The sequence below is a fragment of the Streptomyces mangrovisoli genome, assembly GCF_000974985.2.
In the GTDB taxonomy this organism is placed as follows: domain Bacteria; phylum Actinomycetota; class Actinomycetes; order Streptomycetales; family Streptomycetaceae; genus Streptomyces; species Streptomyces mangrovisoli.
Genome location: NZ_LAVA02000073.1, coordinates 10,616 through 30,102, shown reverse-complemented (window position 1 = coordinate 30,102; position 19,487 = coordinate 10,616). Strand labels below are relative to the sequence as shown.

Here is a 19,487-nt window from a genome sequence, read left to right as displayed (position 1 = left end):
GGAGGGCGGCGCGCCGGACCTGACACCGGCGCGCCGCCGCTCCGGCACACGTGGAAGCGCGGGAGAAGCGTGTTCGACTTTCTGCAAGGTTACGACGTCCTCGGGGCGTTCTGGATGACGGTGAAACTGACCCTGCTCTCCGCCGTGGGCTCCCTCGTCTGGGGCACCCTGCTGGCGGCGATGCGGGTCAGCCCGGTCCCGCTGATGCGCGGATTCGGCACCGCCTACGTCAACATCGTCCGGAACATCCCCCTGACGGTCATCATCGTCTTCACCTCGCTCGGCCTCGCCGACATCTTCGGCGTGACCATGGGCGCCTCCGACGACTTCAAGGCTCAGGGCTTCCGGCTCGCGCTGCTCGGCCTGGTCGCCTACCACGCCGCCTTCGTGTGCGAGGCGGTGCGCTCCGGCATCAACACCGTGCCCGTGGGGCAGGCGGAGGCGGCCCGCGCGATCGGCCTCAACTTCAGCCAGTCGCTGCGGCTCGTCGTGCTGCCGCAGGCGTTCCGCGCGGTGATCGCCCCGCTCGCCAACGTCCTGATCGCGCTGACCAAGAACACCACCGTGGCGGCCGCCATCGGCGTGGCCGAGGCCGCCAGCCTGATGAAGCAGATGATCGAGAACGAGGCCCAGACGATCGCCGTCGGCGCGGTCTTCGCCCTCGGGTTCGTGGTCCTGACCCTGCCCACCGGCCTGCTCCTCGGCCGGCTCGGCAAGCGACTGGCGGTGAAGCGATGACCTCCGTCCTCTACGACGCCCCGGGGCCCCGCGCCCGGCGCCGCAACGCGGCCCTCGCGGCGGTCTTCGTCGCGCTGCTCGGCCTGCTGGCCTGGTGGGTCTGGCGCACCATGGACGACAAGGGCCAGCTCAAGTGGGCGCTGTGGCAGCCGTTCACCACCTCCGAGGCGTGGACGACGTATCTGCTGCCGGGACTCGGCAACACCCTGAAGGCCGCGGCGCTCGCCATGGTGATCGCGCTGCCGCTCGGCGCGGCCCTCGGCCTCGCGCGGCTGTCCGACCACCGCTGGGTGCGCGTTCCGGCCGGCGTGGTCGTGGAGTTCTTCCGCTCCCTGCCGGTCCTGCTGCTGATGCTGTTCGCCAACGAGTTCTACGCCCGCTCCACCGGCGTGGGCAGCGAGGACCGGCCGCTCTACGCGGTCGTCACGGGCCTGGTGCTCTACAACGCCTCGGTGCTCGCCGAGGTGGTCCGGGCCGGTGTGCTCGCGCTGCCGCGGGGCCAGGCGGAGGCGGCGTACGGCATCGGACTGCGCAAGGGCCAGACGATGGTGAGCATTCTGCTGCCGCAGGCGGTGGCGGTCATGCTGCCCGCCATCGTCAGCCAGCTCGTGGTCATCGTGAAGGACACCGCGCTCGGCGGCGTGATGATCGGCTACGCCGAACTGCTGACCGCGCGCAGCACGCTCGCGGCCAACTACGCCAATGTCGTACCGAGCTTCATCGTCGTCGGCGTCGTCTTCATCCTGGTGAACTTCGCCCTGACCAGCTTCGCCGGCTGGCTGGAGGGCCGGCTGCGGCGCAGCAGGCGCAGCACCGGCGCGGTCGTCGGCGTCCAGGACGCCGAGGAGCTCAACCCGGCCGAGATCCGCGGGGGGTTCGGCACCGGGGCGGGCGGCGGTGGCGTCTGACGGGGCCGCGTCACCGGGGCGGCCGACGGGGCGCGCCACCGCGGGGCGGCCGGGCAGGGCGCCGCTCGGCGGAGGCCGGCCGTGCCACCTCGGCGAAGGCCCGTCGGCGGCCGTTCATCTGACGATCGATCAGTCGATGGCGGGGAACGGGGAGGCAGTGGCATGATCGCCACTGCCTCCGTCACTTGACGCAAACTCCGGCAGTGGGTTGCATACGTTCTGTGATCGTGCACCCTGCTCCAACCTTCTGTTCACACGCGTCCCCGGGGACGCCGTCGCGGGCAGGGGGCGCCACGCCGTGGACCCGGTGATCATCGTCGGGGCGGGGCCCGTCGGGCTGACGCTCGCCCTGGCACTGGCGCGCCACGAGGTGCCGTCCGTCGTCCTCGACGAGGGGCCGGGCAAGGACGAACCGCGGCCCGCGCGCACCGTGGTGCTGCGCGAGGACACCGCGGGCCTGTCGGCCCGGATCACCGGCGTCCCGCTCGACACGGCCGGAATGCGCTGGGCCGGATGGCGGTCGCTGCGGCGCAAGCAGGTGATGCGGGAGATCACGTTCGAGGCCGACGAGCCCGCCCCGCTGCACGTCGCCCAGCATGTGCTGACCGGTGCCCTGCGCCAGGCCCTGGCCGGGGAGCCGCTCGTCAGGGTCGTCCCGGACAGCCGGGTCGACGCCGTCGAGCAGGAGGTCTCGGGCGTCACGGTCCACACCCGCGGCCCCCGGGGCACCTGGTGGCGCGGCAGCCATCTGGTCGGCTGCGACGGCCCGCGCTCCACCGTGCGCAAGCTCGTCGACATCCGCTTCCCCGGCCGTACGGCGGTCGAACGGCACGCCGTGGCCGCGCTGCGCACCGAACTTCCCTGGCCCGGCGAGGCGTTGCTGCACCGGACGCCGCCGTGGCGGACGTCCGGGCCGTCCGCCGGGGAGGTCATCGCCCGCCCGCTGCCGGACGGCGTGTGGCGGCTGGACTGGCTGCTGCCGCCCGGCAAGGACCTGGTCACGCCCGACCTGCTGGTGTCCCGCATCCGCGAGACGCTCAGCGGCTGGACGGGCAGCGCCACACCGACGTACGACCTGCTCGACACCGGAGTGCACACCGTCCACCACCGTCTCGCGCGCCGCTGGCGGGTCGGCAGGGTCTTCGTCGCGGGCGACGCGGCGCACCTGCTGGGCGCGCTCGGCACCCAGGGCCTGGACGAGGGCCTCCGGGACGCCGACAACCTCGCCTGGAAGCTGGCCCTGGCCTGGCACCACGGGCAGCACGAGGCGCTGCTCGACAGCTATCAGGCGGAGCGGCGGGCGGCCGTCGCCGCCCGGCTGCGCGCCGCCGACCAGGCGCTGCCCCTGGTCCGCGGCGGTGGCGGGCTGCGCTCCTACGTCCCCGGCTCGGCCCGCGGCCACGACGCGCTGCTCGTCGAGGGCCACCTCGGGCTCGGCGCCCTGGGCGGCCCGGGGACGTACGCCCACTCGCCGCTCGCGCCCGGCCCCCTGGAGGCGGAGGTGCCCGTCGGGACCGCGCCGGGCGCCCCGGTCGCCGATGTCCGGGTCACGGCCGAGGACGGCTCGTTCGTACGGCTGCGGGACCGGCTGGGGCGCGGCGCGCTGCTCGTCGTCCTGGTCGCGCCGGGCACGGTCGTCTGGGAGCGCAAGCACTGGGTGACCGCCGGGGTCATGCCCCGGCTGGCCGCCGCCGTGACCGCGCTCCCGCACCCCGCGGAGCTGCTGGTCGCCGAGAGCTACCCGGGCGCCGCCGCCCACACCGTTCTGCTCGTACGGCCCGACGGGCATCTCGTGACGGCGCTGAGCGGCGTCCGCCCGGCCGACCTGTACGCCGCGGCCGAGGCGGCCCTGGGCGGGCCCGCACCGGCCAGGACCACGGAGGGGACGGGGGCGGCCGCGGGGTCGGCTTCCTGAGGGGGCCGGGGGCCGCCGTCGGCCGGCCAAGGTGTTCAGGGGGCCGCACGAGGGGCGGTCCGGGGGTCCGACGCGGCCCCCACGGGGGGTCCGGGGGTCCGACGCGGCCCGCACGGGGGGCGGTCCGGGGGTCCGGCGTGGGCCGCACGGCGGGTGGCCCGGGGGTCCGGCGCGGCGGCCCGCCGGAGCGGTTCTCGGCGTGTCCTCGCGCGGCGCTCGCACACACGGTCACCCCACCGTCCACATGGTGACAGTCAGTTGACCGCCCTCCATGGTCATGGTGTACTCCGAACCGTGACCGACACCGATGTGCGCCTGTGGCGGAGGGTCCATATGGACCTCGTCCGCTACGCGGGCTGCGTGTGTCGCCCGTCCTGCTGATCTCGCATCCCTCTCTCCTCCACCGCGCGCGCCGCCGATGTGCCGCCGCGGCCCCATGCGAACGCTCATCAGGACGGTGCACGTGTCTGCCTCCCCTTCCTCCCTGCCTCCGGCTCCAGCGGCTTCCGCCTCCCCGGCGGCCCCCGTGTCCCCGGCTGCCGCCTCGTCCGCGGTGCCCGCCTCGGCGCCCACCCAGGCCGACCTGCTCGACTTCGCGCGGCGCACCGCCGCGGACGCCGCGCTGATCGCCTCGCTCCCGCTCGACCCCGAGGGCCGCACCTGGGTACGGCTCGACGGCCCCAAAGGCAGTGAGGCATGGCTGATCGGCTGGCCGCCCGGCACCGGAACGGGCTGGCACGACCACGCCGAGTCCGTCGGCGCCTTCGTCACCGCGGCCGGTGAGCTCAAGGAGAACTCGCTGGCCGCGCGACTGCCCGCCGACGGCTGGAAGACCCTGGAACTCGACGACGGCGTGGACCGGCAGCGACGCCTGCCGGCCGGCACGGGCCGCGCCTTCGGCCGCCACCACGTCCACGAGGTCCTCAACGTATCCGCGGACACGCACGCGATCTCCGTGCACGCCTACTTTCCGCCGCTGCCGCAGATCCGCCGCTACAGCCGCACCGGCCCGGTGCTGCGCCTGGAGCACGTCGAGCGCCCGGAGGACTGGCAGTGAGCGCCACCGGCCACGAACCGACCGCCGCCAAGGAATCGCGGGGCATCGGGCAGGGACCCGGCACCGGGGAAGCGTCCGGCGTCGGAGAACCGCCGCGGACCGAAGAACCGCCGCGGACCGAAGAGCCGCCCGGTATCGACGAGTTGCTCGAACGGGTTCGGGTGCGCTACGCCCGCGTCGAGGCGCACGACGCCTTCCGCGCGGCCCAGGCGGGCGAGGCGCTGCTCGTGGACATCCGCTACGCCGCCCTGCGCGAGCGGGACGGACTGATCCCCGGCGCGCTCGTCGTCGAGCGCAACGAACTGGAGTGGCGGCTCGACCCCCGGGGCAGTCATCGCGTCCCGGAGGCCACCGGCCACGACCTGCGCATCGTGGTGATCTGCAACGAGGGTTACGCCTCCAGCCTCGCAGCGGCCTCCCTGCACCAGCTCGGGCTGCGCCGGGCGACGGATCTCGTCGGCGGCTTCCAGGCATGGCGGGCGGCCGGGTTGCCGGTGACGCCGTAGCCGGAGGCCGGGGTGGGCGGCCGGCCCGTCGCTCTCCCGCGGGCCGGCCGCCCATCGTGCGCGGGGGCGGCGGGGTTCACTCCGTGGGGCAGTACATCGGAGCCGTGTCCGCGTTGGCCTTGGTGACCAGGCGGATGGGCGTGTTGGCGATCTTGTGCGCGCCCTTCTGCTTGCGCAGCAGGGCGATGGTGTTCTCGATCGCCAACTGACCGGTGTCGGCGGCCGAGTTGGAGACGGTGGCCGCGAACCGGCCGTCCTTGAGGGCGGCCAGCGCCGCGTCGGTGCCGTTGACGCTCACTATCTTCACGCCGGGGGCGCCCGCCGCCACGAACGCCTTGCGCGCCGCGAACGCCATCTCCTCGTTGGCCACGAACACGTATTCGAGGCTTGGGTGCGCCGCGATCATGCTCGCGGCGACCGCCTTCGCCTTGGCCGCGTCGAACATGCCGGGCTTGTTGGCGACCACGTGGACATTGGCCTCCAGCGCCTTGGTGAATCCGCCGACCAGCAGGTCGGAGGCGGCACCCGGGGCACCCGCGATGACACCCGCCTCGACGGTCGCGCCGCCGGCGTCGTCGTTGATCCACTGCGCGTCCAGCTTGCCGACCTGCTTGAGGTCGACGACGACCGCGCCGAGGATGTCGGACGGATCCGCGCTGACCGAGGTCAGGAAGAGCGGGATGTGCGCGGCCTTGGCCTCGGCGATGTCCTTCTTGAGCGCCTGGGTGTCGACGGTCTGGAGGATGATCGCGCTCACCCGGCGGTCGATCATGTCCTGGATGTTGGACAGTTCGTCGTCCGCGTCCTGGTGCGAGTTGGCGGTGACGAGACTCACCAGATTGCTGGAGGCGGTCTCCTCCATGGACTTCTGGAGGCAGGTGTGGAACTCGGTGCTGCCCCCGTTCACGAACCCGATCGTGAGGTGCCCGCTGCCGGAGCTGTCCGCGGTGCTGTCCGTCAGACCACAGCCGCTCAGCAACAGGGACGAGCCGAGCAGCGGGACGAGCACGATTCTTCGGCGGCAGGCGGTCGAGGGCATGGCGGGGCGCCTTTCAGACGTACTGGTACGCGACGGACCGGGCGAAGCTACCGCCGCCCCAAACCCGTGCACCCTCCCCGTCACGCACACTAAGCGTGCGCAACGGGTGACCCTGGGGCACCACCGGACACTGCCGCCCCGCGCAGCGCTCCCCACACAGAAGCGCGGGTCTCTGATCGGCACCTGACGTACTGCCAGATACCGGTCAGAGACCCGCGCCATCACGCTCGGACACGACCCGCCATCAGCCTCGGAGACCCGTGCCATCCCGCTCGGAGACCCGTGCCGTCACACCCGGGGAGGCTCCGCCTCGCGCTCGGACAGACTCACGCTCGCGATCCGAGAGCCTTGCCCTCGCGATCAGTGACCCCCCTCATCCAGGAAGTCCGTCTCCTCACCCTCGTCCGCCAGCGCCTGCCGGACCACGCGCAGGGCCATGCCCTCCGCATAGCCCTTGCGGGCCAGCATCCCCGCGAGGCGCCTCATGCGCTTGTCGCGGTCGAGGCCGCGGGTGGCACGCAGCTTGCGGGCGACGAGTTCGCGGGCCGTCTCCTCCTCCTGGTCGGAGTCGAGCCGGCCGACGGCCTCGTCGATCAGGGCGGAGTCGACGCCCTTGGTCCGCAGTTCCTGGGCGAGCGCCCGCCGCGCCAGGCCCCGGCCGTGGTGCCGGGACTCCACCCAGGCGTCCGCGTACGCGCCGTCGTCGATCAGCCCGACCTCCTCGAACCGCGACAGCACCTCCTCGGCCGCCTCGTCCGGGATCTCCCGCTTGCGCAGGGCGTCGGCCAGTTGCTTGCGGGTGCGCGGGGTCCCGGTCAGCAGACGCAGACAGATCGCCCGCGCCCGCTCGACCGGGTCCGCCGGGGGTTCCTCCTTCTCGGCCCTCGACGAGGAGGAAGAACCGCCGTTCTCACCGGCCGGTCCGCCGAGACCCCGGCGGCCCCGGCCCCGACGCCGGCCTCCGCCCGCGAAGCCCTCGCTCCCGGACTCGCCGGGCCCCTCGCCCGCGCGGTCCGGCCGGGCGCCGTACTGGTCGTCACTCCGGTCCGGCTCCCCGCCGTACGAAGCACCGGTTCCGCCCGGCCCGGCCCCGTACGGACCGTCCTCCCCGGTGGGGCCCGTGCCCCCTGCGTCGCCCCGGCCGCGGGCGGCGGCGGGGACGTACTCGGGCCACTCGGTTCGTCGCGTCACGGGTTACTTGGCGGCCGGGGCCTTGGCCTTGCTGGCCTTGGCAGCCGGGGCGGGGACCGTCTTCGCGTCGTCGGCGGGGGTGGCGACCGCCGCGTCGGCGCCCGGCTCCGCGCTGGGCTCCTCCGGACGCACGCCGACGCCCAGCTTCTCCTTGATCTTCTTCTCGATCTCGTTGGCCAGGTCGGGGTTGTCCTTGAGGAAGTTGCGCGCGTTCTCCTTGCCCTGGCCGAGCTGGTCGCCCTCGTACGTGTACCAGGCGCCGGCCTTGCGGACGAAGCCGTGCTCCACGCCCATGTCGATCAGGCCGCCCTCACGGCTGATGCCCTGGCCGTAGAGGATGTCGAACTCGGCCTGCTTGAAGGGCGGCGCGACCTTGTTCTTGACGACCTTGCAGCGGGTGCGGTTGCCGACCGCCTCGGTGCCGTCCTTCAGGGTCTCGATACGGCGGATGTCGATACGCACCGAGGCGTAGAACTTCAGCGCCCGGCCACCGGTCGTGGTCTCCGGGGAGCCGAACATCACGCCGATCTTCTCGCGGAGCTGGTTGATGAAGATCGCGGTGGTCTTCGACTGGTTGAGCGCGCTGGTGATCTTCCGCAGGGCCTGGCTCATCAGACGGGCCTGAAGACCCACGTGACTGTCGCCCATCTCACCCTCGATCTCCGCGCGCGGGACGAGCGCGGCGACCGAGTCGATGACGATGAGGTCGAGCGCACCGGAGCGGACCAGCATGTCCACGATCTCCAGCGCCTGCTCGCCGTTGTCCGGCTGGGACAGGATCAGGTTGTCGATGTCGACGCCGAGCTTCTTCGCGTACTCGGGGTCGAGTGCGTGCTCCGCGTCGACGAAGGCGACCTGGCCGCCGGCCTTCTGCGCGTTCGCCACGGCGTGCAGGGTCAGGGTCGTCTTGCCGGAGGACTCCGGGCCGTACACCTCCACCACGCGGCCACGCGGCAGACCGCCGACGCCCAGGGCGACGTCGAGTGCGGTCGACCCGGTGGGGATGACCTCGATGGGCTCGTTCGGGCGCTCGCCCAGGCGCATCACCGCGCCCTTGCCGAACTGCCGTTCAATCTGTGCGAGCGCGGCGTCGAGCGCCTTCTCGCGGTCGGTTCCTGCCATGGGTTCCACCCGGTTTGCTTGAGTCGATCGCTTCACGTCAAAGACGCTAACGCCTGCCACTGACAACGCGCCCCGACGCCGGTCCGGCCTGTGGATAACTCGGGTACCACTCCATACGAAACGGGGCAAAGCACCCGACGAGAGCCTCACCGGTTCCCCTATAAGAATGGATGTTCGATTTTCGTGTCAAGCTCACCACTCGGCATGTCCGAGCCTACGTTCGCGGCCGGGTGAGGGGCCGGGGGTCTGCGTTACTCCCCTCGGCGTACGCCGGGTCACTCCGGCCGGACGACGACCGCGCGGGGCGTGCCCGGCACTCTGGGCGGATGGAAGAGCAGCCACCCCTGTCCGCGCCGCCTGCGCCCTCGCCCTCCGCGCCTTCGCCGTCCGTGCCCTCTCCGTCCCTGCCCTCGCCGCGGCCTGCCGTCCCCCCGTGGTGGACCGGGCTCCGTCCCGTCGAGCGGGCCGCTGTCGCGACCGGTGCGGTGCTGATCCTCTCGGGGCTCGCGCACCTGGTGGTCTTCGCCGTCGACGGCGGTCCCTGGTTCGGGCCGGTCTCCTGGCGCAAGCCGGTCACGTTCGGGTTGTCGTTCGGCGTGACCCTGATCGCGGTGTGCTGGGTCACCTCGTACGTACGGGTGCGCCCGCGGCCGCGCGCCGCGCTGCTGCTGGTCCTCGCCGCCGACTGCGTCCTGGAGGTCGGCGGCATCACCCTCCAGGCGTGGCGCCGGGTGCCCTCGCACCTCGACATGGAGACGCCGTTCGACACGGTGGTCTCCATGGCGCTCGCGGTGGGCGGGGCCGTCCTCGTGGTCGTGCTCACCCTGTTCGCCGTGGCGTCGTTCCGGCAACGGCCCACGGGTCCCGTGGGGATGGCACGCGCGGTGCGTTCGGGGTTCGCGATCCTGCTCGTGGCGCTGGTCTCGGGGGCGGCGATGATCGCGCGCGGGGTGTTCCTCGTCCGGACCGGTCACCAGCAGGCCGCCTACGCGTCGACGGCCCCGCTCAAACCGCTGCACGGGGTGAGCCTGCACGCGGTCCTGGTCCTGCCCGTGCTGGCCTGGCTGCTGTCCCGCACGTCCTGGAGCGAGCGCACGCGGATGCGTGTCGTGACGGCGGCGGTGGGCTGTTACGCGGTGGCGGTGGTCGCGGCCGGCGTGTGGGCGGTCGTCGCCTACTGACGCCCGCCCTGGCCCTGCCCGTGCCCCCGTCCCTCGCCGTCGCCGCCCGTGAACCGCTGTCGCAGGCGGGCGAACGGGCCGGGCCCGGAGGTGCCCCCCGGGTGGCCCTCGACCCGGGGGTCGTCCTCGACGTCGTAGCGCTTCACGTACGCCCCCAGGAACGCCTGGAGCGTGGCTACGGCGGGGATCGAGATGAGCGCGCCCACGGCGCCCAGCAGGGCGGTGCCCGCGACGACCGAGCCGAAGGCGACCGCGGGATGGATGTCGACGGTCTTCGAGGTGAGCTTGGGCTGGAGCACGTAGTTCTCGAACTGCTGGTAGATCACGACGAAGATCAGCACCCACAGCGCGTACCAGGGGTTGACCGTGAACGCGATCAGCATCGGCAGGGCGCCCGCGAGATAGGTGCCGATGGTGGGGATGAACTGGGAGACGAAGCCCACCCAGACGCCGAGCACCGGCGCGTAGGGGATGCCCAGCGCCTGGAACAGGATGTAGTGGGCTATCCCGGAGATGAGGGCCATCAGGCCGCGCGAGTACAGGTAGCCGCCGGTCTTGTCGATGGCGATCTGCCACGCGCGCAGCACTTCGGCCTGCCGGGCGGGCGGCAGCACGGAGCACAGCGCCCGGCGCAGCCGGGGCCCGTCGGCGGCGAAGTAGAAGGAGAACAGGCCGATCGTCAGCAGCTGGAACAGGCCGCCGAGCACCTGGGTGGAGACGTCCAGCACGCCGGCGGCGCTGTTCTGCGCGTACTTCTTCAGCCAGTCGGAGCGGAGCAGCCCCTCCTGGATGTCGACCCGTCTGAGTTTGGTGTGGAAGGTCGAGTTGACCCAGTGGATCAGCGAGTCGAGGTAGTCGGGGAAGCCCTCGACCAGCTTGATGATCTGCCCGGCCAGCATCGAGCCGAGCAGGGTGATGAAACCGGCGACGACGATCACGAGGCCGAGGAAGACCAGGAAGGTGGCGAGCCCGCGCCGCATCCCCCGGGCGGACATCCGGGCCACCGCGGGCTCCATGGCGAGGGCCAGGAAGAACGCGATCAGGATGTTGATCAGCAGCCCGGTCAGCTGGTGGAAGGCCCAGCTGCCCAGCTGGAAGGCGGCGACGAGGGCGAGCGCGAGCACCATGGCGCGGGGCAGCCAGCGCGGCATCCCCGCGCCCCGCGCGGCGGTGTCCGCGGCCGGGGGCCCGGCGGGCGGCGTCGTGCCGAACGGCGATGGGTGCGCGGGGACCTGCCCGGTCTCGTCAGTGGGTGCCACGGACCAAGTCTCGCCCACGGCAGTGACAGCGGTACCGCTGCCCCCGGTCTTCGCGCGGACTCAGTGCCGCTCGCGCGGAACGTTCATGACCGAGCAGACGACGCGCCACACGTCCTTCGCGTCCCAGCCGTCGGCCAGCGCCTCGACCACCGTCCGCCCGCCGAGTTCGGACATCACGTGATCGCGCGCGAACATCTCGGCGTAACCCGCCCCGAAGTGCTCCGCCATCCGTTCCCAGAAGACCGTCAACCGCATGACCCCAGTATCCCGCTCCTGAGAGTGGCCCCGGCCCGTGGCCCCTTGCGGGGGCCGCCGCGCGCCCTACGGTCTGACGCATGTCCGAAACAGGAGCCGCACCTCCGCCGCCCCCGGCGCACTCCGCCCTCTTCCGTGCCGAGCAGTTCGTCTGGCTCACCGCGCGCGTACTGGAGCAGCGCCTCTTCGCCCATCACTTCCTGCACGCCGACCCCGACCCGGTGGAGACGGCGCTGGACGCGTACCGCAACGAGGACGGCGGCTACGGCCACGCCCTGGAGCCGGATCTGCGCGGCCCGGTCAGCCAGCCGCTGCACACCGCGCACGCCCTGCGCGTCCTGGACGGCATCGGGCGCTGCGCCGGTCAGCGGGTGGAGCGGGTGTGCCGCTACCTGACCTCCGTGTCCACGCCGGACGGGGCGCTGCCGGCGGTCCATCCGAGCCAGCGGGGCTACCCGGCGGCGCCGTTCGTCCCCGTCGTGGACGATCCGCCCAGCGAACTGCTGACGACCGGGCCCGTGGTGGGGCTGCTGCACCGCAACGAGGTGTGGCACGCGTGGCTGTTCCGCGCGACCGAGTTCTGCTGGCGGGCCGTCGACTCCCTGCGCGAGTCGCATCCGTACGAGATCGAGGCCGCGGTCGCCTTTCTGGACGCGGCGCCCGACCGCCCGCGCGCGGAGGCGACGGCCGACCGGCTGGGCCGCCTGGTGCGCGAGCACCGGCTGGTCGCGCTGGCCCCGGACCGGCTGGAGGAGTATCCGGTGGCCCCCGGGTACGCGCCGGGCGAGCACCACTTCCCGTACGACTTCGCGCGGACGCCGCACTCCCTCGCGCGCGCGTGGTTCACCGACGAGGAGATGGAGCGGGCGCTGGACCACCTCGCGGACGAGCAGCGGGAGGACGGCGGCTGGCCGATCCGCTGGCGCCAGTGGGCACCGGTGGTCGCTCTGGAGGCGCGCCCCATGGTGACGATCGAGGCGCTGCGCACCTTGCGGGCGTACGGCCGCTCCGTCGGCTGAACGGGCGGCCGGTCGCCGCCGATCGGGACGTTCAGCCGCTCATGGCGCGCACGCCGGCCGTCACGAGCACGGCCGCGGCGACGACGAGCAGGAACGGGGCGCGGAGCAGCAGCGCCACGGCGGCCGCGCCGAGGCCCGCGGCCCGCGCGTCGAGCGCGAGCGCGTGCCCGTCGGCGAAGGTCTGCTGGGCCGTGAGCGCGGCCAGGAGGGCGACGGGCAGCAGGGCGGCGAGCCGCTTGACCAGGGGGCGTTCGAGCACGCCCGCGGGCACGAGCAGCCCGGCGAGCTTCACGGCGTAGCAGCCGACGGCGGTGAGGGCGATGGCGATCCAGAAGTTCATCGGTCGTCCTCCGACGGGTGGGCGGGGGCGGTGGCTCCGGCGGGGGCGGCGGACTTCTCGGGGCCGACGCCGCGCCCGGTCGCCTCCGGGCCCTTGCCGCGTCCCTGGAGCCACAGCACCGCGGGCGCCGCCAGGGCGGCCACCAGGACCGGGACGCCGGACGGCAGCAGCGGCAGCAGGCCGAGGCCCAGCAGGACGGCGAGGGCGGCCGTCGCGCGCTCGGTGGTGGTCTTGAGCATGGGGGCGAGCAGCGCCAGGAAGACGGCGGGTCCGGCCGCGTCGAGGCCCCAGGCGTCCGTGTCGCCGATGGCGCGGGCGCCGAGCGCGCCGAGGACGGTGGTGAGGTTCCACAGCACGTACAGGGTGAGCCCGGTGACGGTGAAGCCGATGCGCGCGCTGCGCCGGGTCGGCTGGGCGAGCGAGACGGCCGTCGTCTCGTCGATGACCCACTGGGCGGCGAGGGGCCGTACCGCGCGCGGGAGGGCCAGCAGCTGGGACAGGCGAAGGCCGTAGAAGGCGTTGCGTACGCCCAGGAAGAAGGCGCCCGCGGCGGCGGTGTACGGGTTGCCCCCGGCGGCGAGCGCGCCCACCAGGGCGAACTGGGAGGCGCCGGTGAACACCAGGAGGCTGAGCGCGCAGGTCTGCCACAGGGTGAGGCCGCCACCGGCCGCGGTCACCCCGAAGGCGAACCCGGACAGCCCTACGGCGACCCCGACCCCCAGGGCGTCCCGGACGACGGCGGAATCGGGTTTCTCTCCGCCGTCGGCGCGTATGTCTTCGTAGACGATCTGTTCTGCCACGCCCCGGACGGTACGAGAAGGCCGGGCGGCGTGTCTTGTACGTTCTTGCGCTCGCGCTGGTAGGCGCCGGGCGGGACGCCCACGATACGGGCGAAGTGCCGGTTGAGGTGGGGCTGGTCGGTGAAGCCGACGGCGACGGCGGCCTCGGCGGGTGCCATGCCGGTGTCCAGGAGCCGGCGGGCCCGGCGCACGCGGGCGTCGGTCAGCCAGGTGTGCGGCGGCATCCCGTAGACGTCCCGGAAGGCCCGCAGCAGGGCGAAGGGACTGGTCCCGAACCGGGCGGCCAGCTTCTCCAGGGTCGGCGGGTCGGCCATGCGGTCCTCCAGCACGGCTCGCGCGCGGGCCGCGGTCCTGGCCCCGGCGGTGCGCACCTCCCGCTGGGGCAGCGGTCCGCCGTTCAGCCGGAGCAGCCGGGTCACGGCGACCCGCAGCAGGGTGTCGGCGGCCAGCGCGTTGCCCTCGTCGGCGGCCCGCAGGACCTGGTGGACGAGGTCGACGGCGTACGGGTCGTCGAGTACCGGGCTGACGAAGCCGGGCGTGCCGCGGATCGCCGTGGTCTCGGCGGCGATCTCGGCGACCACGTCGGGCGAGGGGTAGACGGCCCCGTAGCGCCAGCCCTCGGGGACGCCCGCCCGGCCGGTGTGGACGGTGTCGGGGTTGACCAGCGCGAGCGTTCCCGGTCCGGCGGAGACGTCGGCGCCGTGGTGGTGGAAGACCTCGACGCCGCCCGCGATGGCGGCGATCACGAAGTTCTCGTGGGTGTGGCGGACGAAGGTCTTGCGGATGTAGCGGGCGCGCAGCAGGTCGACACCGGGCAGATCGTCGTACTGCCAGTGCCGTGCTCGTTCCCCGCCGGTGCCCGCCATGTGCTCATTGTCCGCCCATGGACCCGCCCGCTCCCCGCCCGGACCGCCCCGATGGGGCGTTTGTCAGCATTCGTGCAGGTCAGCGACTTTGTCAGTGGGCGGGTGCAGGATGGACGCATGGTCAGCTCAGCCCACCGGGCCCTCGACGGCTTCTCCCCCGCGACCCGCGGCTGGTTCACGGGGGCCTTCTCCGCGCCCACCGCGGCGCAGGCGGGCGCGTGGCAGGCCATCGGCGCGGGGTCGGACGTGCTGGTGGTGGCCCCGACCGGTTCCGGCAAGACGCTGGCCGCCTTCCTGGCCGCGCTCGACCAGCTCGCCTCGACACCGCCCCCGGCGGACCCGAAGAAGCGCTGCCGGGTGCTGTACGTGTCGCCGCTGAAGGCCCTCGCCGTGGACGTGGAGCGCAATCTGCGCAGCCCGCTGACCGGCATCCGCCAGGAGTCCGTGCGCCTCGGCCTGCCCGAGCCCGAGGTGAAGGTCGGCATCCGCTCCGGCGACACCCCGCCCGCCGAGCGCCGGGCGCTGGCCACCCGGCCGCCGGACATCCTGATCACCACCCCCGAGTCCCTGTTCCTGATGCTGACCTCGGCCACCCGCGACGCGCTCGCGGGCGTGGAGACGGTGATCCTGGACGAGGTGCACGCGGTCGCCGGCACCAAGCGCGGGGCGCACCTCGCGCTCACCCTGGAGCGGCTGGACGAGCTGCTGCCGCGCCCGGCCCGCCGCATCGGCCTGTCCGCGACGGTCCGCCCGGTCGACGAGGTGGCCCGCTTCCTGTCCCCGCGCCGCAAGGTGGAGATCGTCCAGCCGGAGTCGGGCAAGGAGTTCGATCTCTCCGTCGTGGTGCCCGTGGAGGACCTCGGCGAGCTGGGCGGCTCCCCCGTCGCCGACGGCTCCGAGGGGGCCGAGCGGCCGTCGATCTGGCCGCATGTCGAGGAGCGCATCGCCGACCTTGTGCAGGCGCACCGCTCGACGATCGTGTTCGCCAACTCCCGGCGCCTCGCGGAGCGCCTGTGCAACCGGCTCAACGAGATCGCCTACGAGCGGGCGACCGGCGAACCCCTCGACGAGCACCACTCCCCGGCCGAGCTGATGGGCGGATCCGGCGCGGCGATGGGCGCGCCCCCGGTCATCGCCCGGGCGCACCACGGCTCGGTCTCCAAGGAGCAGCGCGCGCTCGTCGAGGAGGACCTCAAGGCGGGCCGGCTGCCCGCGGTGGTCGCCACCTCCAGCCTGGAACTGGGCATCGACATGGGCGCGGTGGACCTCGTGATCCAGGTGGAGTCGCCGCCGTCGGTGGCCTCCGGGCTCCAGCGCGTCGGCCGCGCCGGGCACCAGGTCGGCGCGGTCTCCACGGGCGTGGTCTTCCCCAAGTACCGGGGCGATCTCGTGCAGTCGGCGGTGGTCACCGAGCGGATGCGCACCGGCTCCATCGAGTCCCTGCGGGTCCCCGCGAACCCCCTGGACGTCCTCGCGCAGCAGCTCGTGGCGATGACGGCGCTGGACACCTGGCAGGTCGACGACCTGCTCGCCCTGGTCCGCCGCGCCGCGCCCTTCGCCTCGCTGCCGGAGTCCGCGTTCACGGCGGTCCTGGACATGCTCGCGGGCCGCTACCCCTCGGACGCGTTCGCCGAGCTGCGTCCGCGCGTGGTGTGGGACCGCGTCGCCGGCACGATCACCGGCCGCCCGGGGGCGCAGCGCCTCGCGGTCACCTCCGGCGGCACCATCCCCGACCGCGGCCTGTTCGGGGTGTTCCTCGCCGGTTCCGACCCCAAGAAGGGCGGCGGCCGGGTCGGCGAGCTCGACGAGGAGATGGTCTACGAGTCCCGCGTCGGCGACGTCTTCACGCTCGGCACGAGTTCGTGGCGCATCGAGGACATCACCCGTGACCGCGTACTCGTCTCGCCCGCCCCGGGCGTGCCGGGCCGGCTGCCGTTCTGGAAGGGCGACCAGCTGGGCCGGCCGCTCGAACTGGGCCGCGCGGTGGGCGCGTTCCTGCGCGAGGTCGGCTCCCTCTCCAAGGAGGACGCCCGGCTGCGGCTGGTGGCCGCGGGCCTGGACGCCTGGGCCTCGGACAACGTGCTGGCGTATCTGGACGAGCAGCGCGAGGCCTGCGGGCACGTGCCGGACGACCGGACGATCGTCGTGGAGCGCTTCCGCGACGAGCTGGGCGACTGGCGGGTGGTGGTGCACTCGCCGTTCGGCGCGCAGGTGCACGCGCCGTGGGCGCTCGCCCTGGGTGCCCGCCTCTCCGAGCGCTACGGCATGGACGCCCAGGTCATGCACGCCGACGACGGCATCGTCCTGCGCCTGCCGGACGCCGACCTGATGGGCCTGGACCTGCTCGACCAGGAACCCGCGCGCGCGGGCACCGAGTACGACGCCGACCAGGCCCCGGTCGGGGCGGGCGACGTCTCCTTCGACAAGGGCGAGGTCGATCAGATCGTCACCGACCAGGTCGGCGGCTCGGCGCTGTTCGCCTCCCGGTTCCGCGAGTGCGCCGCCCGCGCGCTGCTGCTGCCGCGCCGCAGCCCCGGCCGCCGCACCCCGCTGTGGCAGCAGCGGCAGCGCGCGGCGCAACTGCTCGAGGTGGCAAGCGAGTACGGATCCTTCCCGATCGTCCTCGAAGCGGTCCGCGAGTGCCTCCAGGACGTCTTCGACGTGCCCGGACTCGTCGAGCTGATGGGCGACATCGAGTCCCGCAAGGTGCGCCTCGTCGAGGTCACCACGCCCGAGCCGTCGCCGTTCGCGCGCTCCCTGCTGTTCGGGTACGTCGCCCAGTTCCTGTACGAGGGCGACTCACCGCTCGCCGAGCGGCGCGCCGCGGCCCTGTCGCTGGACTCGCGGCTGCTGGCCGAACTGCTGGGCCAGGCCGAACTGCGCGAGCTGCTCGACGCCGAGGTGCTCACCGAGCTGGAGCGGGAACTCCAGTGGCGCACCGAGGACCGGCGGGTGAAGGACGCCGAGGGCGTCGCCGACCTGCTGCGCCTGCTCGGACCGCTCACCGACGCCGAACTCGCCGAGCGCGGCGCCGAGGCGGGCTGGGCCCGGGAGCTGGCCGGGGCGCGCCGGGCGATCCTGGTGCGCATCGCGGGCGCCGAGCACTGGGCGGCGATCGAGGACGCGGGCCGGCTGCGCGACGCCCTCGGCACCGCACTGCCGGTGGGGGTGCCCGAGGCCTTCACCGAGCCCGTCAAGGACCCGCTCGGCGATCTTCTCGCGCGCTACGCGCGCACCCACGGCCCGTTCACCTCCGCCACCGCCGCGGCCCGCTTCGGTCTGGGGGTGGCCGTCACGGACGGCGCGTTGCATCGGCTCGCCGCGGGCGGCCGTGTCGTGCAGGGCGAGTTCCACCCGGCGGGCATCGGACAGGAGTGGTGCGACGCGGCGGTGCTGCGCCGGCTGCGCCGCCGCTCGCTGGCCGCCCTGCGGCACGAACTGGAACCGGTGCCGCCTGCGGCCCTCGCCCAGTTCCTGCCCCAGTGGCAGCACATCGGCAAGGGTCACGGGCTGCGCGGGATCGACGGACTGGTGCGCGCGATCGAGCAGTTGCAGGGCGCCTCCGTTCCCGCCTCCGCCCTGGAGAAGCTCGTCCTGCCGTCCCGGGTCACCGGCTACGCGCCGTCCCTGCTCGACGAACTGACCTCGGCGGGCGAGGTGGTGTGGGCCGGAGCGGGCTCGCTGCCCGGCAAGGACGGCTGGGTCTCGCTCTATCTGGCGGACGCGGCACCGCTGTTGCTGCCCGCCCCACACCCGTTGGAGCTCACCCCGCTCCACCGGTCCGTCCTCGAGGCCCTCTCCGGCGGGTACGGCCTGTTCTTCCGACAGATCGCCGACCAGATCCGCGCCACCACCCACCCGGACGCCACCGACCCCCAACTGGCCGACGCCGTATGGGACCTGGCCTGGTCCGGGCGGCTCACCAACGACACCCTGGCGCCGATGCGCTCCCTGCTGGGCTCCGGCCGCACCGCGGGCTCCACGGCGCACCGCGCCAGACGCACGGTCCCGCGCGGCCGTTACGGCTCCCTGACCGCGGCCGCCCGCACCGCCTCCCGGACCGGCCCGCCGACCGTCGCGGGCCGCTGGGCGCTGCTCCCCGAACCGGAGCCGGACGCCACGGTGCGGGCGCACGCCCTGGCCCGCACCCTGCTCGACCGGCACGGCGTGGTCACCCGCGGGGCGGTCGCCGCGGAGGGCGTGGAGGGCGGCTTCTCGGCGGTGTACCGGATCCTGGCGGCCTTCGAGGAGAGCGGCCAGGCCCGCCGGGGCTATGTGGTCGAGGGGCTCGGCGCGGCGCAGTTCGCGATGGACGGCGCGGTGGACCGCGTACGTGCGGTGGCCAACGCCCGCGAGCGCGGCGAGTCCCCGCCGGCCCCCGTGGACGCCGTGCCCGGCGCCTCCCCACGCTTCCCCGGCGACCTCGGCGGCCTCGGCCCGCTCGGCGACTTCGGAGCGGCGGGCGACCTCGGCGGGTTCGACGGCTCCGGAGCCTTCGGCGGGTTCGGCGACTCCGACGGGCCCGGGACGATCGACGGACCCCGGGCGATCGACGGCTCCGGACCGATCGACGGTCCCGGACGGTCCGACGGCTTTGGCGACGGCACCGCCTCCGACGGCCCCTCCGGATTCCCCGGCCCCTCCCCCTGGGGCGACCCGTCCGGCTTCGGCGATCCCGCCGGGCGAGGCGGCCCCCGGGGCCGCAGGGCCCGCGACGAGTACGTCTCCCCGCGCGACCACCACGGGTCCGGGACAGCCGGCTTCAACAGGAACGGCAGCGGTGACGGCGGCGGCCGCGGATTCGCCCCCGGCCACGGACTGCCGAACCGCCGTACGACCCCCGCGGGACCCCCGGCGGTCATACTCGCCGCGGCCGACCCGGCGAACGCGTACGGCGCCGCGCTGCCCTGGCCCGAGCCGCCGACCGGTGCCGGGCACAAGCCGGGCCGCAAGGCGGGCTCGCTCGTCGTGCTCGTCGACGGCGAGCTGACGCTCTACATGGAGCGCGGCGGCAAGACCCTGCTGGCCTGGCCCGCCGCCCCGGACACCGCTCCCTACGAGGACCCGCGGCTGCGCCCGGCCGCCGAGGCGCTCGCGGCCGCGGCCCGCGCGGGCACGCTCGGCACGGTCACCGTGGAACGGGTCAACGGCGCCTCCGCGCTGACCTCGCCCTTCGGCACCCTCCTGGAAGGAGCGGGCTTCATCGCCACCCCGCGCGGCCTGCGCCTGCGGGCATGACCCCGCTCACCCCGGCCCCGCCCGCCCCGGTCGCTCCGGCCGCCCCGGCTCCG

Annotated in this window: 17 protein-coding genes; 9 read left to right on the top strand and 8 right to left on the bottom strand. The window is 73.9% G+C overall.

Annotated features, from left to right (window positions below):
- Positions 1-69: 69 nt before the first annotated feature.
- The 6 genes from WN71_RS27570 (at position 70) to WN71_RS27550 (ending at position 5,124) form a co-directional block, all read left to right on the top strand.
- A complete protein-coding gene (locus WN71_RS27570; protein WP_046591606.1) occupies positions 70-738 on the top strand; it encodes an amino acid ABC transporter permease in 669 nt (222 codons plus the stop codon).
- Entirely contained in the window at positions 735-1,646 is a 912-nt protein-coding gene (locus WN71_RS27565) for an amino acid ABC transporter permease (RefSeq protein ID WP_046591605.1), read from the top strand. The genes WN71_RS27570 and WN71_RS27565 overlap by 4 nt, the downstream gene beginning before the upstream one ends.
- 298 nt (positions 1,647-1,944) lie before the next feature.
- Entirely contained in the window at positions 1,945-3,561 is a 1,617-nt protein-coding gene (locus tag WN71_RS27560; RefSeq protein ID WP_046591604.1) for an FAD-dependent monooxygenase, read from the top strand.
- Between the two features lie 333 nt (positions 3,562-3,894).
- On the top strand, positions 3,895-3,942 hold the full coding sequence (locus WN71_RS43510) for a hypothetical protein (RefSeq protein ID WP_309506048.1): 48 nt from the start codon (positions 3,895-3,897) through the stop codon (positions 3,940-3,942).
- A gap of 55 nt (positions 3,943-3,997) precedes the next feature.
- Positions 3,998-4,618 (top strand): cupin domain-containing protein, encoded by a 621-nt coding sequence (locus WN71_RS27555; RefSeq protein ID WP_079178153.1) that lies wholly within the window; start codon positions 3,998-4,000, stop codon positions 4,616-4,618.
- A 134-nt stretch (positions 4,619-4,752) separates the two neighbouring features.
- On the top strand, positions 4,753-5,124 hold the full coding sequence (locus tag WN71_RS27550; protein WP_046591641.1) for a rhodanese-like domain-containing protein: 372 nt from the start codon (positions 4,753-4,755) through the stop codon (positions 5,122-5,124).
- A 76-nt stretch (positions 5,125-5,200) separates the two neighbouring features.
- Here the strand turns inward: WN71_RS27550 and WN71_RS27545 are convergent, their stop codons facing one another.
- The 3 genes from WN71_RS27545 to recA form a co-directional block, all read right to left on the bottom strand.
- Positions 5,201-6,163: a sugar ABC transporter substrate-binding protein gene (locus WN71_RS27545; protein ID WP_046591602.1), complete on the bottom strand. Its 963-nt coding sequence runs from the start codon at positions 6,161-6,163 to the stop codon at positions 5,201-5,203.
- Positions 6,164-6,523: 360 nt separating this feature from the next.
- Positions 6,524-7,354 (bottom strand): recombination regulator RecX, encoded by an 831-nt coding sequence (gene recX, locus WN71_RS27540; protein ID WP_046591601.1) that lies wholly within the window; start codon positions 7,352-7,354, stop codon positions 6,524-6,526.
- A 3-nt stretch (positions 7,355-7,357) separates the two neighbouring features.
- On the bottom strand, positions 7,358-8,476 hold the full coding sequence (recA, locus tag WN71_RS27535; RefSeq protein WP_046591600.1) for a recombinase RecA: 1,119 nt from the start codon (positions 8,474-8,476) through the stop codon (positions 7,358-7,360).
- 326 nt (positions 8,477-8,802) lie between these two features.
- Between recA and WN71_RS27530 the strand changes: the two genes are divergently transcribed.
- Positions 8,803-9,657: a hypothetical protein gene (locus WN71_RS27530; RefSeq protein WP_240529786.1), complete on the top strand. Its 855-nt coding sequence runs from the start codon at positions 8,803-8,805 to the stop codon at positions 9,655-9,657.
- On the opposite strand, the gene WN71_RS27525 is transcribed toward WN71_RS27530, so the two are convergent.
- Both WN71_RS27525 and WN71_RS27520 read right to left on the bottom strand, forming a co-directional pair.
- Positions 9,651-10,916, bottom strand: coding sequence for an AI-2E family transporter (locus tag WN71_RS27525; RefSeq protein ID WP_079178152.1), 1,266 nt, complete (start codon positions 10,914-10,916; stop codon positions 9,651-9,653). The two genes, WN71_RS27530 and WN71_RS27525, sit on opposite strands and share 7 nt — an antisense overlap.
- Before the next feature lie 60 nt (positions 10,917-10,976).
- Positions 10,977-11,171, bottom strand: coding sequence for a DUF3046 domain-containing protein (locus tag WN71_RS27520; protein ID WP_046591599.1), 195 nt, complete (start codon positions 11,169-11,171; stop codon positions 10,977-10,979).
- Between the two features lie 80 nt (positions 11,172-11,251).
- Here WN71_RS27520 and WN71_RS27515 point away from each other — a divergent pair, with 80 nt between their 5' ends.
- The gene (locus WN71_RS27515) at positions 11,252-12,190 is read left to right on the top strand and encodes a hypothetical protein (protein WP_046591598.1); all 939 of its coding nucleotides are present in this window, start codon (positions 11,252-11,254) and stop codon (positions 12,188-12,190) included.
- A 31-nt stretch (positions 12,191-12,221) separates the two neighbouring features.
- On the opposite strand, the gene WN71_RS27510 is transcribed toward WN71_RS27515, so the two are convergent.
- Genes WN71_RS27510 through WN71_RS27500 form a run of 3 tightly spaced genes read right to left on the bottom strand, consistent with a single transcriptional unit; the run spans position 12,222 to position 14,196 of the window.
- A complete protein-coding gene (locus WN71_RS27510; protein WP_046591597.1) occupies positions 12,222-12,530 on the bottom strand; it encodes an AzlD domain-containing protein in 309 nt (102 codons plus the stop codon).
- On the bottom strand, positions 12,527-13,330 hold the full coding sequence (locus WN71_RS27505) for an AzlC family ABC transporter permease (protein ID WP_046591596.1): 804 nt from the start codon (positions 13,328-13,330) through the stop codon (positions 12,527-12,529). The genes WN71_RS27510 and WN71_RS27505 overlap by 4 nt, the downstream gene beginning before the upstream one ends.
- Positions 13,231-14,196, bottom strand: a complete 966-nt coding sequence (locus WN71_RS27500) for an AraC family transcriptional regulator (RefSeq protein ID WP_046591595.1) — start codon at positions 14,194-14,196, stop codon at positions 13,231-13,233. The genes WN71_RS27505 and WN71_RS27500 overlap by 100 nt, the downstream gene beginning before the upstream one ends.
- Positions 14,197-14,313: 117 nt before the next feature.
- Between WN71_RS27500 and WN71_RS27495 the strand changes: the two genes are divergently transcribed.
- Entirely contained in the window at positions 14,314-19,434 is a 5,121-nt protein-coding gene (locus tag WN71_RS27495) for an ATP-dependent helicase (protein ID WP_046591594.1), read from the top strand.
- Positions 19,435-19,487: the final 53 nt, after the last annotated feature.

Bases quoted from the DNA above. Each gene is read 5' to 3' on its own strand.
- WN71_RS27515 (WP_046591598.1), top strand. From the start codon at position 11,252: ATGTCCGAAACAGGAGCCGCACCTCCGCCGCCCCCGGCGCACTCCGCC.
- WN71_RS27500 (WP_046591595.1), bottom strand. From the start codon at position 14,196: ATGGCGGGCACCGGCGGGGAACGAGCACGGCACTGGCAGTACGACGAT.
- WN71_RS27530 (WP_240529786.1), top strand. From the start codon at position 8,803: ATGGAAGAGCAGCCACCCCTGTCCGCGCCGCCTGCGCCCTCGCCCTCC.
- WN71_RS27495 (WP_046591594.1), top strand. From the start codon at position 14,314: ATGGTCAGCTCAGCCCACCGGGCCCTCGACGGCTTCTCCCCCGCGACC.
- recA (WP_046591600.1), bottom strand. From the start codon at position 8,476: ATGGCAGGAACCGACCGCGAGAAGGCGCTCGACGCCGCGCTCGCACAG.
- WN71_RS27510 (WP_046591597.1), bottom strand. From the start codon at position 12,530: ATGAACTTCTGGATCGCCATCGCCCTCACCGCCGTCGGCTGCTACGCC.
- WN71_RS27520 (WP_046591599.1), bottom strand. From the start codon at position 11,171: ATGCGGTTGACGGTCTTCTGGGAACGGATGGCGGAGCACTTCGGGGCG.
- WN71_RS27555 (WP_079178153.1), top strand. From the start codon at position 3,998: ATGCGAACGCTCATCAGGACGGTGCACGTGTCTGCCTCCCCTTCCTCC.
- WN71_RS27565 (WP_046591605.1), top strand. From the start codon at position 735: ATGACCTCCGTCCTCTACGACGCCCCGGGGCCCCGCGCCCGGCGCCGC.
- WN71_RS27545 (WP_046591602.1), bottom strand. From the start codon at position 6,163: ATGCCCTCGACCGCCTGCCGCCGAAGAATCGTGCTCGTCCCGCTGCTC.